General features: G+C 38.2%; 13 protein-coding genes and 1 other annotated feature (1 of these 14 running past the window's edge). Of the genes, 11 read left to right on the top strand and 2 right to left on the bottom strand.

Translation table 11 applies throughout. From position 1 onward, the window contains the following. Window positions 1-40: 40 nt before the first annotated feature. The 4 genes from ku to BR30_RS0103455 all read left to right on the top strand — a co-directional run bounded on the left by ku (window position 41) and on the right by BR30_RS0103455 (window position 2833). On the top strand, window positions 41-871 hold the full coding sequence (gene ku / locus BR30_RS0103470) for a non-homologous end joining protein Ku (RefSeq protein ID WP_026563783.1): 831 nt from the start codon (window positions 41-43) through the stop codon (window positions 869-871). A gap of 110 nt (window positions 872-981) precedes the next feature. Beyond that, on the top strand, window positions 982-1944 hold the full coding sequence (locus BR30_RS0103465) for a nucleoside hydrolase (protein WP_026563782.1): 963 nt from the start codon (window positions 982-984) through the stop codon (window positions 1942-1944). 294 nt (window positions 1945-2238) lie between these two features. Continuing rightward, window positions 2239-2439 (top strand): cold-shock protein, encoded by a 201-nt coding sequence (locus tag BR30_RS0103460; RefSeq protein ID WP_026563781.1) that lies wholly within the window; start codon window positions 2239-2241, stop codon window positions 2437-2439. Window positions 2440-2629: 190 nt separating this feature from the next. Next, window positions 2630-2833: a cold-shock protein gene (locus tag BR30_RS0103455; RefSeq protein WP_026563780.1), complete on the top strand. Its 204-nt coding sequence runs from the start codon at window positions 2630-2632 to the stop codon at window positions 2831-2833. A gap of 43 nt (window positions 2834-2876) precedes the next feature. Here the strand turns inward: BR30_RS0103455 and BR30_RS0103450 are convergent, their stop codons facing one another. Next, the gene (locus BR30_RS0103450; protein ID WP_026563779.1) at window positions 2877-3173 is read right to left on the bottom strand and encodes a DUF6509 family protein; all 297 of its coding nucleotides are present in this window, start codon (window positions 3171-3173) and stop codon (window positions 2877-2879) included. A gap of 275 nt (window positions 3174-3448) precedes the next feature. Here BR30_RS0103450 and BR30_RS35095 point away from each other — a divergent pair, with 275 nt between their 5' ends. The 7 genes from BR30_RS35095 (at window position 3449) to BR30_RS0103415 (ending at window position 11814) form a co-directional block, all read left to right on the top strand. Then, on the top strand, window positions 3449-4120 hold the full coding sequence (locus tag BR30_RS35095; protein WP_051633446.1) for a TorD/DmsD family molecular chaperone: 672 nt from the start codon (window positions 3449-3451) through the stop codon (window positions 4118-4120). Then, complete coding sequence (locus BR30_RS0103440) at window positions 4110-6503, top strand: DMSO/selenate family reductase complex A subunit (RefSeq protein WP_026563778.1); 2394 nt, start codon at window positions 4110-4112, stop codon at window positions 6501-6503. Before BR30_RS35095 ends, BR30_RS0103440 begins: the two co-directional genes overlap by 11 nt. A 12-nt stretch (window positions 6504-6515) precedes the next feature. Next, a complete protein-coding gene (locus tag BR30_RS0103435) occupies window positions 6516-7115 on the top strand; it encodes a DMSO/selenate family reductase complex B subunit (RefSeq protein ID WP_026563777.1) in 600 nt (199 codons plus the stop codon). A 39-nt stretch (window positions 7116-7154) separates the two neighbouring features. Further along, window positions 7155-8060, top strand: coding sequence for a DUF362 domain-containing protein (locus BR30_RS0103430; protein WP_026563776.1), 906 nt, complete (start codon window positions 7155-7157; stop codon window positions 8058-8060). A 211-nt stretch (window positions 8061-8271) separates the two neighbouring features. Further along, on the top strand, window positions 8272-9024 hold the full coding sequence (locus tag BR30_RS0103425; RefSeq protein WP_026563775.1) for a DeoR/GlpR family DNA-binding transcription regulator: 753 nt from the start codon (window positions 8272-8274) through the stop codon (window positions 9022-9024). Then, a complete protein-coding gene (gene pfkB / locus BR30_RS0103420; protein WP_026563774.1) occupies window positions 9021-9935 on the top strand; it encodes a 1-phosphofructokinase in 915 nt (304 codons plus the stop codon). The genes BR30_RS0103425 and pfkB overlap by 4 nt, the downstream gene beginning before the upstream one ends. Window positions 9936-9948: 13 nt before the next feature. Continuing rightward, on the top strand, window positions 9949-11814 hold the full coding sequence (locus BR30_RS0103415; protein WP_026563773.1) for a PTS fructose transporter subunit IIABC: 1866 nt from the start codon (window positions 9949-9951) through the stop codon (window positions 11812-11814). A gap of 30 nt (window positions 11815-11844) precedes the next feature. Here BR30_RS0103415 and BR30_RS0103410 read toward each other — a convergent pair whose 3' ends face one another. Next, window positions 11845-13131 (bottom strand): bacillibactin exporter BcbE, encoded by a 1287-nt coding sequence (locus BR30_RS0103410; RefSeq protein ID WP_026563772.1) that lies wholly within the window; start codon window positions 13129-13131, stop codon window positions 11845-11847. 218 nt (window positions 13132-13349) lie between these two features. Then, window positions 13350-13502: a binding site (T-box leader), on the top strand (it continues 96 nt past the right edge of the window).

Genomic DNA, 13502 nt, shown 5'->3' with positions numbered 1-13502 from the left:
GGTAACGCAAAATAATAACAAAAAGAATGGAGAAATACAGATGCATACGATGTGGAAGGGCAGTATCAGTTTTGGACTTGTAAATATACCCATCAAACTCCATACGGCAACAGAAGATAAAGATATCAAGCTTCGAACACTGCATAACAAATGTCATGCTCCCATTAAATATGAGAAAATATGTTCTGTCTGTGAGGAAGAAGTGAAACCAGAAGATATCGTTAAAGCGTATGAGTATACAAAAGGGAAATTTGTCGTCCTAGATAATGAAGAGCTTGAAAAGTTACGTAAAGAAAACGAGGATAAAGCGGTTGAAATTATTGATTTTGTTAAAATGGAGCAAATTGATCCAATTTACTACGATCGCAGTTACTATATGTCTCCAAGTGAGGGTGGAGGCAAGGCCTATTCCTTGCTAAGAAAAGCCTTACTGGAGTCTCAAAAAGTGGGACTTGCCAAAATTATCATTCGTTCCAAAGAGCAATTAGCAGTCATACGTGTGTATGAAAATGTGTTAGTCATGGAAACCATCCACTATCCAGATGAAGTTCGAAAAGCGGGTGATGTACCGAGTGTACCTGCTGAAGATAAGGTAACCGAAAGAGAACTTGATACTGCCATCATGTTGATTGACCAATTAACATCAGATTTTAACCCTGAAAAATATACGGACGATTACAGAACCGCATTGCTTGAATTAATTGAGACGAAACGAAATGGACAAGAAACTGTATCTGCAGCAACGAAGGAAGTGGCTTCAAATGTCACGGACTTAATGGCGGCATTACAAGCTTCCATTGACCGGACGAAACCTCCAAAAACGGCTGCGCCAAGAAAGAAAGCAGCACCAAGAGTCAAAAAACGAGCATAGGGAAGTATTCACAAAACCGATTCGAATCAACGAATCGGTTTTTATATTAGTTCTTTCATTCAATTAAATTGCATATTTTTTAGAAATATAATTTATTGGGGGAGATAGGCATGGCTACTAATGTCCTCATGATTGCTGATCCAGGTATCGATGATTCTTTTGCCATAATGTATGCCTTACTAAATCCAAAAATTAACCTGGTTGGTATTGTCAGTGGTTATGGTAATACCCCTAAAGACAAATCAGTTAAAAATACAGCCTACTTGTTAACATTAGGTGGCAGAGCTGATATTCCAATCATAGCAGGTACCGCAGGACCCCTATTAGGTGAACCGATAACATATTACCCGGAGATACATGGAGAAGAGGGATTAGGACCCATTAAACCTCCTGATACAATACAGAATGTGAAGGTATATGATATTAACAAAATCAGTGAGATAGTAACTCAGTTTGAAGGTAATCTTATTATTGTTTCTGTAGGAAGATTGACCGAGTTAGCCTTAATGTTTATCTTATATGGAAATGGCGCACTTAAAGGAGTCAATGCTTTTTATATTATGGGGGGGGCTTTTTTGGTTCCGGGGAATATTAGTGCTGAAGCCGAAGCGAATTTTTATGTTGACCCAATTGCGGCACATACTGTGATGGAAAAAGCACATAATATCAACTTATACCCATTAAATGTTACCAATAAAGCAATCATCACGCCCGAAATTATTGACTTTCTTAGCCAAAACAGCCCCACACCTTTCCGCCCGCTATTAAAACCAGCCTTTGATTATTACTATAAAGCCTATCAGAAAAATGTCCCGGGTATTAAAGGGGCACCGCTTCATGACGTAGTCCCTCTTATGGCGCTAACGGAGCCCGATCTGGTGAAATATATCCCAAAACGAGTGAGAGTGGAGCAATTTGGGAATGCCAAGGGAAAAAGCATTGCAGACTTTCGACCAAAACCAGATCAGGAACCCACTGAATCACTTGATAACATCGGGATGGAAATTGATGTAACGAAATTTTCTGTCAACTTCGTGGAAATATTTTTACAAGGTGAATTTAATAAAGAATAATGAAACTCGTTTAGAGTTTCATTTTCTGCTAGAACGAGACAAGTTTGGCAAGTTATTATTATACTGAAATATTTTATCTGAATTTCCTAGTTTTTGAAATTCAAATTGACGGTATGGCCAAAATCTGTTAAAATAAAGATACGCTTTTAAGTTAGTTAAATATTTATTGGTTTAGGTAGCCGTAACTGCACGAACATGTGGGTGATGTCTATTACCCTCGTGACAGTACGTCTTTTTTATTTTTTTTAAATGTAAAATAAACTAAAAGTGAACAATTATTTTGGGGGTTATTTTATGAACAACGGTAAAGTTAAATGGTTTAATGCAGAAAAAGGTTTTGGATTTATCGAAGCAGATGGCGGTCAAGACGTATTTGTTCACTTTTCAGCTATTCAATCAGAAGGCTTTAAAACTTTAGAAGAAGGCCAATCAGTGTCTTTCGAAATCGTTGAAGGCGCTCGTGGACCACAAGCATCTAACGTTCAAACAGTTTAATTCTCTTAAAATAAAAAGGTGATGCACCCGATCTAGCATCACCTTTTTATCTATAATATTTATAATTAATGTACTAGTTTCAATGGCAATGGGAAACTGCTAAATGATGTATATTGATATTTTCCATATTATTTAGCTAACAAACAAAATAGTAAAAACAGTCATGCACTAATAACAAGGGGTGATCGTTTTGGCGTTTGGTAGAAAAAATGATGAGGAAATCAAATTAGAAGAAACGAAAATATGGGTTTGTACTTCAGAAAGTTGCAAATGCTGGGTTCGCGACAATTTTAAAAGCACGGAAGTGCCTCTATGTCCGATCTGCAAAAGTGAAATGACTGAAAGTACTAAAGAATTACAAGTAATTCATAATCATAGTAAAAATTTTATGTAAATAAAAAGGAAGCAGGGAGATTTCATTACTCCCTGCTTTTTTATTATTCCTCTTTTGCGTTTTCTTTACAATATGCTATAACCAGTTCTTCTTCATCCTCTTCGAGTTCAAAGTCCAGCACCTTTTCACTCCCGCGCTCATAAAGATAGGAGTTGGTGATTTTGTTACCATTTTCGTCGCTAACGAAAATGGCTCTTAATCCAATTCCTTTATCTGAATAAAGCTCATCTTCGTCATCAACTTCTAGTTCTAGGAAAAACTCATAGCGGTCACCTGATAATAAACCGAATGGATCTTCTAATTTTTCAACTGTGTGTCCAGTAATGTTCAAGTGTATCATCCTCTGCAATATATTCATCCATACTATTATACACATTTTTGTTTCAACAAGAAAAAATTGAATCGCAATTACTATTTTTCACAAGCATTGTCAGTTTTTCCAAATTGATTTCACACCATTTTGAATTTAATGTGAATAATTCGGAAATATAGTTTCCATGCCTTGGTAATAAGGTAAAATTAGATTGTTAAAAAAGTAACTAGTGATTATTTTGAGGAGTAGGTGATTGGTTATAAATACATATGTGAAATATTTCACAAAAAGATGGGAGATAAATGATTACTGTGACCGACCCAATACATATTCAGTTGCAGCCCTTATTATTAGCTAGAAAAAAATATTATCAATTTATTCATTTGTTATTTTTAGAGCCTTCAGGGAGCGAGATATTAGTAAAGATTCGGAATCATGGGAATTTGCAAGAACTAGAAGAAATTCATGAGGGGGGAAAGATTCTTCAAAACGTTTTTGAACAGTTAACGGAGGAGCAAATCAACCGAGAATATGAAGAATTTCATCGATTATTTGTGGGACCTGGACCGCTTGTGGCACCACCTTGGGAGTCATTTTATCGAAGCAGAGAACATTTATTATTTGAGGAATGGACCTATCAAGTCAGAGAACAATACCATCAATTTGGTCTTCAATTTAAAAACGAAAATAATGAACCAGATGATCACCTTTTACTTGAATTGGAATTTATGCTCTCTCTCATAGATTTGAGTTTACAAGAGGCCCGGATAGAGAGGGTTATTGAATTAATTTTAAGCCAAATTCATTTTCTTGAAGAACATTTAACCATTTGGGTGCCAGATTTCTGTAAACGCATCATTGAACATACAGGCAGTCAATTATACTTGGGTGCAGCAATGCTCTTGGAAGACTTATTGAGCTCTGATTTGACGACTTTACTTGAAGTAAGGGAGGCGTTAAACGATGTCGGATAAGAAAAATTTAAAAGATATATTATCAAATAAAATGCAGCGACGGACATTTTTGAAATGGTCCGGAGCGATTGGAATTCCTGTTATTGCTGGTGGAATTGGTACTAAGATGCTTGTTAAACGGGGCGAAGAGCCGAAGACAGCAAATGCTAAAGATACGGAGAAAATTATTTCAACTTGCAGCATTAATAATTGTGGCGGGCGATGTGTCATAAAAGCACATGTAAGGGATGGAATGGTTGTTCGTGTAAGTACTGACACTCAAGAAAGCGGTGATTTTACTACACCGCCGCTAAGAGCATGTATCAGAGGTAGAAATTATCGGAACATGCTATATGACCCTGACCGCTTAAAGTATCCAATGAAACGGATTGGCAAACGGGGTGAGGGAAAATTTAAGAGAATTTCTTGGGAGGAAGCAATTGAAACAATTGCATCTGAAGTGAAACGAATTGGTGATCATTATGGTCCAGAATCGAGATATGTTAATTATGCCTCTGGACAAAGTTGGGGGTTACATGGAGGGAAAAATGCAGCAAGGAAACTATTAGCACTTACAGGCGGCTTTTTAAATTATCGAAATGACTATAGTTCTGGTGCAGGAAATGTGGCCACCCCTTATACGTATGGTACAAATAATTCTGGCAGCAGTTTTGATAGCTTACTGCACTCAAAGTACATAATTTTATGGGGGCAAAATCCATCAGAAATGATTTTTTCAACCCCATACCGAGAATATTTAATGCAAGCAAAACAAAACGGCGCAAAAATCATTGTCATTGACCCGCGTTATACTGATACAGCGATTGCCTTTGCGGATGAGTGGATTCCGATTCTTCCGACAACAGACAACGCGATGATGGATGCAATGGGGTATGTGATTGTTACCGAAAAATTACATGATCAAGCATTTCTTGATAAATATTGTATTGGTTTTGACGGTGACCATATGCCAACGGGTGTAGCTAAAGAAGAGTCGTTAAAAAGCTACCTATTGGGTGAAAAGGATGGGATTGAAAAAACACCTGAATGGGCTGAGAAAATTTGCGGGGTCCCAGCTGCAAAGATACGTGAAATTGCAAGGGACTATGCAAAAACAAAGCCAGCAGCACTTATTCAAGGTTGGGCAGCACAGCGACAAGCGTATGGAGAACAGTACATGCGCGGCGGTGCACAGTTGGCTTGTCTTACAGGTAATGTCGGGAAGCTTGGCGGATGGGCAGCAGGAACCGGTTATTGGAGCCGTTCGGACATTGTTTATCCATTTTCGTATGAAAATCCAGTCAAAGCTTCGATTCCGTGCTTCCTTTGGACCAAGGCTGTTGAAAAAGGAACTGATATGACAGCAGCGGATGGCCTAGATGGTACAGATAAGTTAACAACTAACATAAAATTAATTTTCAACATGGCTGGTAACATGTTGATTAATCAACATGCTGAAATCAATAAAACAAGAAAGCTTCTTGAGGATGAAAGTAAGGTAGAGTTTATAGTGGTCAGTGATATTTTTATGACTCCAAGTGCGAAATATGCTGATATTTTACTGCCAGGAACAACCTTTTTTGAACGGTATGATATTGGTGTGCCATGGTGTTTTGGAGATTACGTCGTTTTTGGTGATAAAACAATTGACCCGCTTTATGAATGTCGTGATGAATACGATGTATTTGCAGAAGTGGCGGACAAGTTTGGGCTGAAGGAAAAATTCACTGGTGGGAAATCAACTCTTGACCTTGTTAAGGAAAGTATAGAGAGAACGCGGAAAGAGTTGAGTCCCGATTTCCCTTCATTTGAAGAATTTCGAAGGAACGGGGTTCATCATTTTAAATATGACTCACCTCTTATTGGTTTTAAAGAGCAAATTGATGATTTTAAAAATCATCCGTTCGAAACGCCATCAGGTAAAATTGAGTTATTTTCGAAGGCATTATGGGACATGAATCAGCCTGATGAAATACCAGCCATTGCAAAATATATATCCTCATGGGAAGGACCACAAGATCCGATAATAAAGAAGTTTCCTCTACAACTTATTAGTTGGCACTATAAACGGAGATGTCATTCAACCTACGATAATCAAGCATGGCTTGAGGAAGCAGCCAAACAAGAGATGTGGATGAACCCTAAGGATGCAGAAAAGCGTGGAATAAAAGAAGGTGATCGTGTTCAGGTATTTAATGAGCGAGGTTTAATATCTATCGATGTCAAGGTAACTCCAAGAATCACTCCAGGAGTAGTGGGTATCCCACAGGGAGCATGGTATACGCCTGATAAAGATGGACATGACCAACGGGGGTCTGTTAATGTCCTGACTTCACAACGGCCAACAGCCCTTGCAAAATCGAATCCGCAACTAACAAACCTGGTTGAAGTGAAAAAAGCATAGGGGGTGAGTAGGTTGGAACAGTTAGGATTTTATATTAATCAAAGTCTCTGTACAGGTTGCAAAGCATGTAGTGTGTCATGCAAGGATAAAAATGATTTACCTACCGGGATTAATTTCCGCAGGGTTTATGCCTATGAGGAAGGCACATTTATCCAACGCCCTACCAAAGGGATGGTCCAAAACATCAAAGCTTTTTACTTTTCGATATCCTGCAATCATTGTACGAATCCAAAATGTCTCCCAAGCTGCCCGACAGGAGCGATTGTAAAAAATAAAGAAACAGGCGTAGTTAAAATCGATCAAGATATATGTCAAGGGGTTCAACGATGTATAAAGGCATGTCCTTATGGAGCCCCACAATATAATCAGAAGATCTTTAAATCGAATAAATGTGATTTTTGTATTGATCTACAGTCAAAGGGGGAAGACCCTGTTTGCGTTTCGACTTGTCCAATGAGGGCGATTGATTTTGGACCCGTCGAAGAGTTAAGAAGAAAGTACGGAAGTGTAAGTCAAATCAAAGGGATGCCAAGCAATGCTATGACCAATCCAAACATTGTGATTAACCCGCATAAAGATGCGAAATTATCAGTTCATGATCCAAAATATTAAAGTTGCGCAGTCCTGCATCTTTTAATAGAAGGTGAGTGTATGTCATTTTTAGTAAAGTGGCTTGAAAACATGCATTTTGATTTGAATATTACCAATAAGTGCTCACGGAAAAGAACTGTATATTCTACGTGCTCCGTTTGTATGGAAGCTTGTTCCCTTGAGGCATTATCTATCAATCAGCAAACAATAGAAATAAATCGAGAAAAATGCTCTTCCTGTGGAGATTGTGTCATTAGCTGTCCCGTGTCAGCAATCGAAGGAATAGCTTTTACGCGGGAATTTGAAAATCAATCCCTCATTTATAATGAATTCTATATACCATCTGTGAAGGAAATGTTGATTTATAAGTGCCGGGGATTGGCATCAGTTAAAATGGATTGCAATCGAATGAATCAACAATGGGAAACGGTTATGAAACAAACGAATAAGATATTAATTGAATTAGGACAGAGACCCATTGAATTAGTACAAAAGAATACAAAAGAAAAATATTCAAGGAGAGCTTTTTTTACCTCTATGCAAACGGAGGGAAAGAAGTTAGCAAAAAGTCTGGCACCAGCTTCTTGGAGAATGTTAGCAAATGAGTGGAATCTAGCAAACTATTTTCCAGAATACCAATTTTACACAGTTGAGTTGGATCATAATAAATGTATCTTATGTAGAGCGTGTTTTTCCTTTTGCCCACAAGAAGTCTTTCATATTAGAGACTCAGTCCTACATATCGAGAGTAATAAATGTGTTAAATGTTGTGATTGTACGGATATTTGCCTAGAGAATGCCATTCAGATCAGACCAGAAATAAAAATAAAAAGTGAGTCTCCACACCCTTTTCATATAAAAGAATGTGGGGATTGTGGTCAGTCCTACTATTCCTTTCAATCAGAAGCAGAGAAATGTCCTATATGTGTGAACAGGAACCCTGAATGGTTAAGTCCCTATCAATAAGCTGACATGTAAAAGCGCCAGAAATCTCTGGCGTTTTTTATATATTGGAAAGGGGATAATATATAAATATTATACTGTAAAAATATGTGTATTTTCAGAAAACATTCAAAAACATTCAAAAAATGATTGTTTTTGAAAGAAAATGATTGAAATGTGCAATCGTTTTCAGTATTATGTAGTTATAGAATAAAAAAATCTAGGTGGTGATGACTTGTTAACACCAGAACGTCATCGAGTGATCCTGCAATTATTAAAAGAGAAAAATGTGGTAAAAATCAATGAAATAATGGAGTTAACCGAGTCCTCGGAGTCAACTATACGACGAGATCTCTCACAATTAGAGGACCAGAAGTTTTTAAAGAGAATTCATGGAGGTGCCTCAAGATTACAAGGGAAACTTCAAGAGCCCAGTATGATTGAGAAATCTTCCAAAAACCTTCAAGCGAAACGAATGATTGCACAATATGCAGCCGGTTTAGTAGATGAAGGTGAAAGCATTTATCTTGATGCGGGGTCAACTGTGATTGAAATGATCGAATTCCTCCCTTTTACAGATATCGTTGTTGTCACGAATGGCTTAATGCATTTAAAACCATTATTAGACAAAGGGATAACCACTTATTTAATTGGCGGCTTGGCGAAGCCTAATACTAATGCTTTCATCGGAAGGGGAGCCTTAGCAGGCCTAGACCTCTACCGATTCGATAAATGTTTCATGGGTGTGAATGGCATTCATCCACAATTTGGGTTTACAACGCCAGACCAAGAGGAAGCAATGGTGAAGCAAAAGGCAATGGCTCTATCTCGTGAAACGTATGTGCTAGCAGATAATACCAAATTTGCTGAAATATCGTTTTCAAAGATTGCCGATATTCACGAAGCAGCCATTATCACGAATGAATTAGATGAAGAGACAGAGATGCAATACTTAAATAGAACTACAATAAAGGTTGTGACAGCATGATTTATACATTAACGTTAAATCCCTCTGTAGACTATATCGTTAAACTAGAAATCTTTCAGCTCGGTGAATTAAACCGGACAGTTGAGGAAGCAAAATTTCCAGGCGGGAAAGGAATCAATGTGTCAACAGTTTTGAACCAATTTGGCACAAGCAGTATAGCACTAGGTTTTGTTGGTGGTTTTACCGGTGCTTACATTGAGCAATATCTTCAAAAGGAACAGATTGAAACAGATTTTGTTCAGGTAGATGAAGATACACGAATCAATGTAAAACTTAAAACGGGACAAGAGTCAGAGATTAATGCAAATGGACCGAAAATCACGGCAGAAAACTTTTTATTACTAAAACAAAAAATTAAGCAATTAGGTGCCAAGGATTTATTGGTACTGGCTGGAAGCATTCCTAGTAGTTTACCGAAAACTACGTATGAGGAACTGGTCAGAATTTGTAGTGAAAGCAGTGCACAATTTGTAGTAGATGCAGAAGGAGATTTATTGAAAAAAGTTCTCCCTTATCAACCATTACTAATTAAACCGAATCATCATGAGCTTGGGGAACTATTTGAAACAACCATTACAAACGTTGAGGAAGTCATCCCATTAGGGAAGAAACTCGTTGAAATGGGCGCAAAAAATGTTATTGTTTCGCTCGCAGGGGCAGGGGCAGTCTTGATTAATAGCGATACCACACTTTTGGCAGAGGTTCCAAAAGGAGAAGTGAAAAATTCAGTAGGTGCAGGTGACTCGATGGTTGCCGGTTTCTTAGCTGCCTATGTGAAAACTAGAAATATTGAGGAAGCTTTTCGCTATAGTGTGGCCTCAGGAAGTGCAACAGCCTTTTCACTTGGTTTATGTACCAAGGAAAAAGTAGAAGAACTTCTACCACAAGTTCATATAAAAGAGATCCGTTAAAGGAGAGATAGATATGAAAATTACTGAATTGTTATCTAAAAATACGATTCTTTTAAATATAGAAGGCAATGAAAAAGAATCAACAATTGATCAGTTGGTCGATGTCCTTTCTAAGGCAGGGAAAATATCTGATCGTGCAGAATTTAAAGCAGCCATCTTAAAGCGTGAAGAGCAAAGTACAACAGGTATTGGGGATGGAATCGCCATCCCACATGCTAAAACAAAAGTAGTAAATGAAGCAGCCATTGTGTTTGGGAAATCAGCGACAGGTGTTAATTATGAATCATTGGATGGAAAACCAGCACATTTGTTTTTTATGATTGCTGCTCCAGATGGTGCCAATAATACACATTTAGAGGCATTAGCACGGCTCTCTGGGTTGTTAATGAAAGCGGAGGTCCGTTACGAGCTATTAAAGGCAACGACTCCTGAAGAAATCCTTGAAACGATTAACCGGTATGATAAAGAAGAAAAACAGGAAACCGTCACTACGACAGAAACAAAGAAAAACTTAATCGTTGCTGTGACGGGATGTCCAACGGGTATTGCACATACCTATATGGCGGCTGATTCTCTAAAAGCAAAAGCAGCTGAAATGGGTGTGGACATTAAGGTTGAGACAAATGGTTCTGGCGGTGCAAAGAATGTCCTGACAAAAGAAGAAATTGAAAATGCAACAGCCGTTATTATTGCCGCAGATATCAATGTTGAGATGGAAAGGTTTAAAGGTAAGCATGTGATTCAGGCAGCAGTAGCTGAAGGAATTCGTCGCCCAGAACAATTAATTACCAAGGCACAAAAACAAGATGCTCCAATTTTTAATGGGAACAGCCAGAGTGAAAAAGCAGCGGATCAAAAAGGATCTCGTAATGGGTTTTACAAGCACCTAATGAATGGTGTTTCAAATATGCTTCCGTTTGTTGTTGGCGGTGGGATATTAATCGCAATTAGCTTTATGTTCGGATATAATTCCGCTAATCCAGATGACCCATCATACAACCCTATAGCAGCAGTTATTAAGGCCATCGGCGGTGATAATGCATTTGCATTAATTGTTCCTGTACTTGCAGGATTTATTGCTCTCAGTATTGCAGACCGTCCAGGTTTCGCTCCAGGTATGGTAGGAGGAATGATGGCGGCACATGGCGGGGCCGGATTCCTTGGTGGTTTGATTGCAGGTTTTCTAGCAGGTTACATTGTTTTATTGTTAAAGAAAGTTTTTGCAGGGCTTCCACGTTCTCTAGAAGGAATAAAAAGTATCTTAATTTATCCTCTATTAGGAATAGCGATTACTGGATTCTTGATGCATTATGTCGTTAATAATCCTGTTTCATGGATAAACAAGGAAATTGCTGAGTGGTTAACAGGTCTTGGAACAGGTAATGCTGTTTTGTTAGGTGTTGTACTAGGACTTATGATGTCCTTTGATATGGGTGGTCCAATTAACAAGGCTGCCTATGTATTTGGAACAGGGTTACTAGCAAGTGGTGTATATGGACCAATGGCTGCAATTATGGCTGCAGGTATGGTTCCACCGTTAGCAATTGCTCTTGCGACGACATTCTTTAAAAATAAATTCAATGAACAAGACAGAGATGCAGGAAAGGCTTGTTATGTCATGGGCTTATCCTTCATTACCGAAGGCGCGATCCCGTTTGCTGCAGCTGATCCATTACGCGTCATTCCTTCTGTTATGGCTGGTTCTGCCATTGCAGGTGCACTATCGATGGCATTTGGAATTGGTCTTCGTGCCCCGCACGGCGGAATATTTGTTGTACCATTGGTTGAAAATAGCGCCTTACTTTATGCGCTTGCCATCTTAGTGGGTTCTGTTGTTTCAGCATTATTAATTGGATTTCTAAAAAAACCAGTGAAATAATATATCAAAAGAAAGAGCTGAGGGTATTCCTCAGCTCTTTTGGTCTTGTGCATTAGGCTTAATAGCTATTAATGCGATAAGGGCGGCTAGAATACTTAGACTGCCAAGGAGTATAAAAATCCAGTGGGTAGCCTGCTTTAATAATAGAGCGATAATCGGAGGACCGGCAGCAACTCCAATAAATCTCATCGAACTGTAAATAGATGTGATGGTACCTCTTTCCTCCTTTTCAACACCCTCAGTTATCAAGGCATCAAGACAAGGAAGCCCTAAACCGATACCTACTCCACTAATAAGAAACATGGTAATCACGTACCAAAGCTTTATCGAAAACCACAGGGCTCCAATCGATAGAGCTGTGGCAATTAAACCGCCAAATGTAATCCATTTCATTAGAACTTTATTTTTCTTAATCACTTTTCCGCTAATAAACGAAGATAAACAAAGGGCACCAAGTGGTAGAGCTAGCAAGAATCCTTTTTTGATATCCTTAATGCCATATTCTTTTTCAAAAAGCTCAGACAGGTAAAACAATATTCCAAATAGGACAAGCATTAAGATTCCACCAATAAAAAAGATGGCATAAAGCCAGCGGCCCTTTTCAGTAAAGGTTTTTTTCACATTGATGAAAAAAGCTTTAAATGGAATAGGTTTCACCGTCGATTTCGGACATTTGACCAGTAACATAATCATTAAAACAGAAATGACACAAAATACTGGAAAGGAAAAAAAGGGCATAAACCAAATGATTCCCGCAAGAAAAGCCCCTAAAATAGGGCTTAATACCTTTCCAAACGTATTCGATGTTTCAATTAAACCCAGACAACAGCTAACATCATCATCATTTTTAAACATATCACCTACCAATGGCATTACGATTGGAGCGGCTCCAGCTGCTCCGACCCCCTGAAGGGCTCGGCCAGCTAAAATAATCCAATAAGCATCATCCATTTTCCATGCAGCAAAACCTGAAATCAACCCGCCAATTCCAGCAATGATAAGGCTGGGGATAATGACCTTTTTTCGACCAATATGGTCTGATAAGTATCCTGCAACAGGTATCAGGAAAATAGCAACAATCGAATAAACAGTAATAACCATACTGGTTTGAAAGGAAGAAATCGATAATTTTTTTTCCATTGAAGGTAGAACTGGTATTAACATCGAATTACCCAACGTCATGACTAGTGGAATGGAAGACAGTGAGATGATTGCCCACTTCTGATTAGCTATCTCATTCGATCGCTTTTGTCCCGCTGCTGATTGTTTCTTTTTCGCAGCTTTTGGATTTTGGCTTAAATGTTCAATATGCTCCATTAATCTTCAATCCCGCCTTCGTTATTTGCTACTATTACTATTCGCTTATTCACTTTTAAAAAAACCTTGTTGGAACATCCTTTAAATGGAATTAATATAAATGCTAGTGATTTAAAACTAGGAGGAGGAAAGTTAATTTTCAAACTAATTTGAAATTTTCCGAATCTTTCCCTTGACTTCAGCTTAAATTTTGCGTAGGATATAAACAAAGTTAAATAATTAACTCGTTGAACAAGAGGAGTACACTAATTTATTTCTTCCAAGAGAGTCGGGGTAGGTGGGAGCCCGATAAGAAAGGATTTGTGGAATGGACTTGTGAGAGGCATCTTGAATCTAAGTAGGGATGCACGGGTCTCCACCGTTAAAAGGAT

Source organism: Bacillus sp. UNC41MFS5, from assembly GCF_000686805.1.
This window is presented reverse-complemented; position numbering and strand designations above follow the sequence as displayed.

What these genes read in the sequence shown, in the direction of transcription:
- BR30_RS0103410 (WP_026563772.1), bottom strand. Translation starts at nt 13,131, where the DNA reads ATGGAGCATATTGAACATTTAAGCCAAAATCCAAAAGCTGCGAAAAAG.
- BR30_RS0103430 (WP_026563776.1), top strand. Translation starts at nt 7,155, where the DNA reads ATGTCATTTTTAGTAAAGTGGCTTGAAAACATGCATTTTGATTTGAAT.
- BR30_RS35095 (WP_051633446.1), top strand. Translation starts at nt 3,449, where the DNA reads ATGATTACTGTGACCGACCCAATACATATTCAGTTGCAGCCCTTATTA.
- BR30_RS0103415 (WP_026563773.1), top strand. Translation starts at nt 9,949, where the DNA reads ATGAAAATTACTGAATTGTTATCTAAAAATACGATTCTTTTAAATATA.
- BR30_RS0103440 (WP_026563778.1), top strand. Translation starts at nt 4,110, where the DNA reads ATGTCGGATAAGAAAAATTTAAAAGATATATTATCAAATAAAATGCAG.
- BR30_RS0103450 (WP_026563779.1), bottom strand. Translation starts at nt 3,173, where the DNA reads ATGATACACTTGAACATTACTGGACACACAGTTGAAAAATTAGAAGAT.
- pfkB (WP_026563774.1), top strand. Translation starts at nt 9,021, where the DNA reads ATGATTTATACATTAACGTTAAATCCCTCTGTAGACTATATCGTTAAA.
- BR30_RS0103460 (WP_026563781.1), top strand. Translation starts at nt 2,239, where the DNA reads ATGAACAACGGTAAAGTTAAATGGTTTAATGCAGAAAAAGGTTTTGGA.
- ku (WP_026563783.1), top strand. Translation starts at nt 41, where the DNA reads ATGCATACGATGTGGAAGGGCAGTATCAGTTTTGGACTTGTAAATATA.
- BR30_RS0103465 (WP_026563782.1), top strand. Translation starts at nt 982, where the DNA reads ATGGCTACTAATGTCCTCATGATTGCTGATCCAGGTATCGATGATTCT.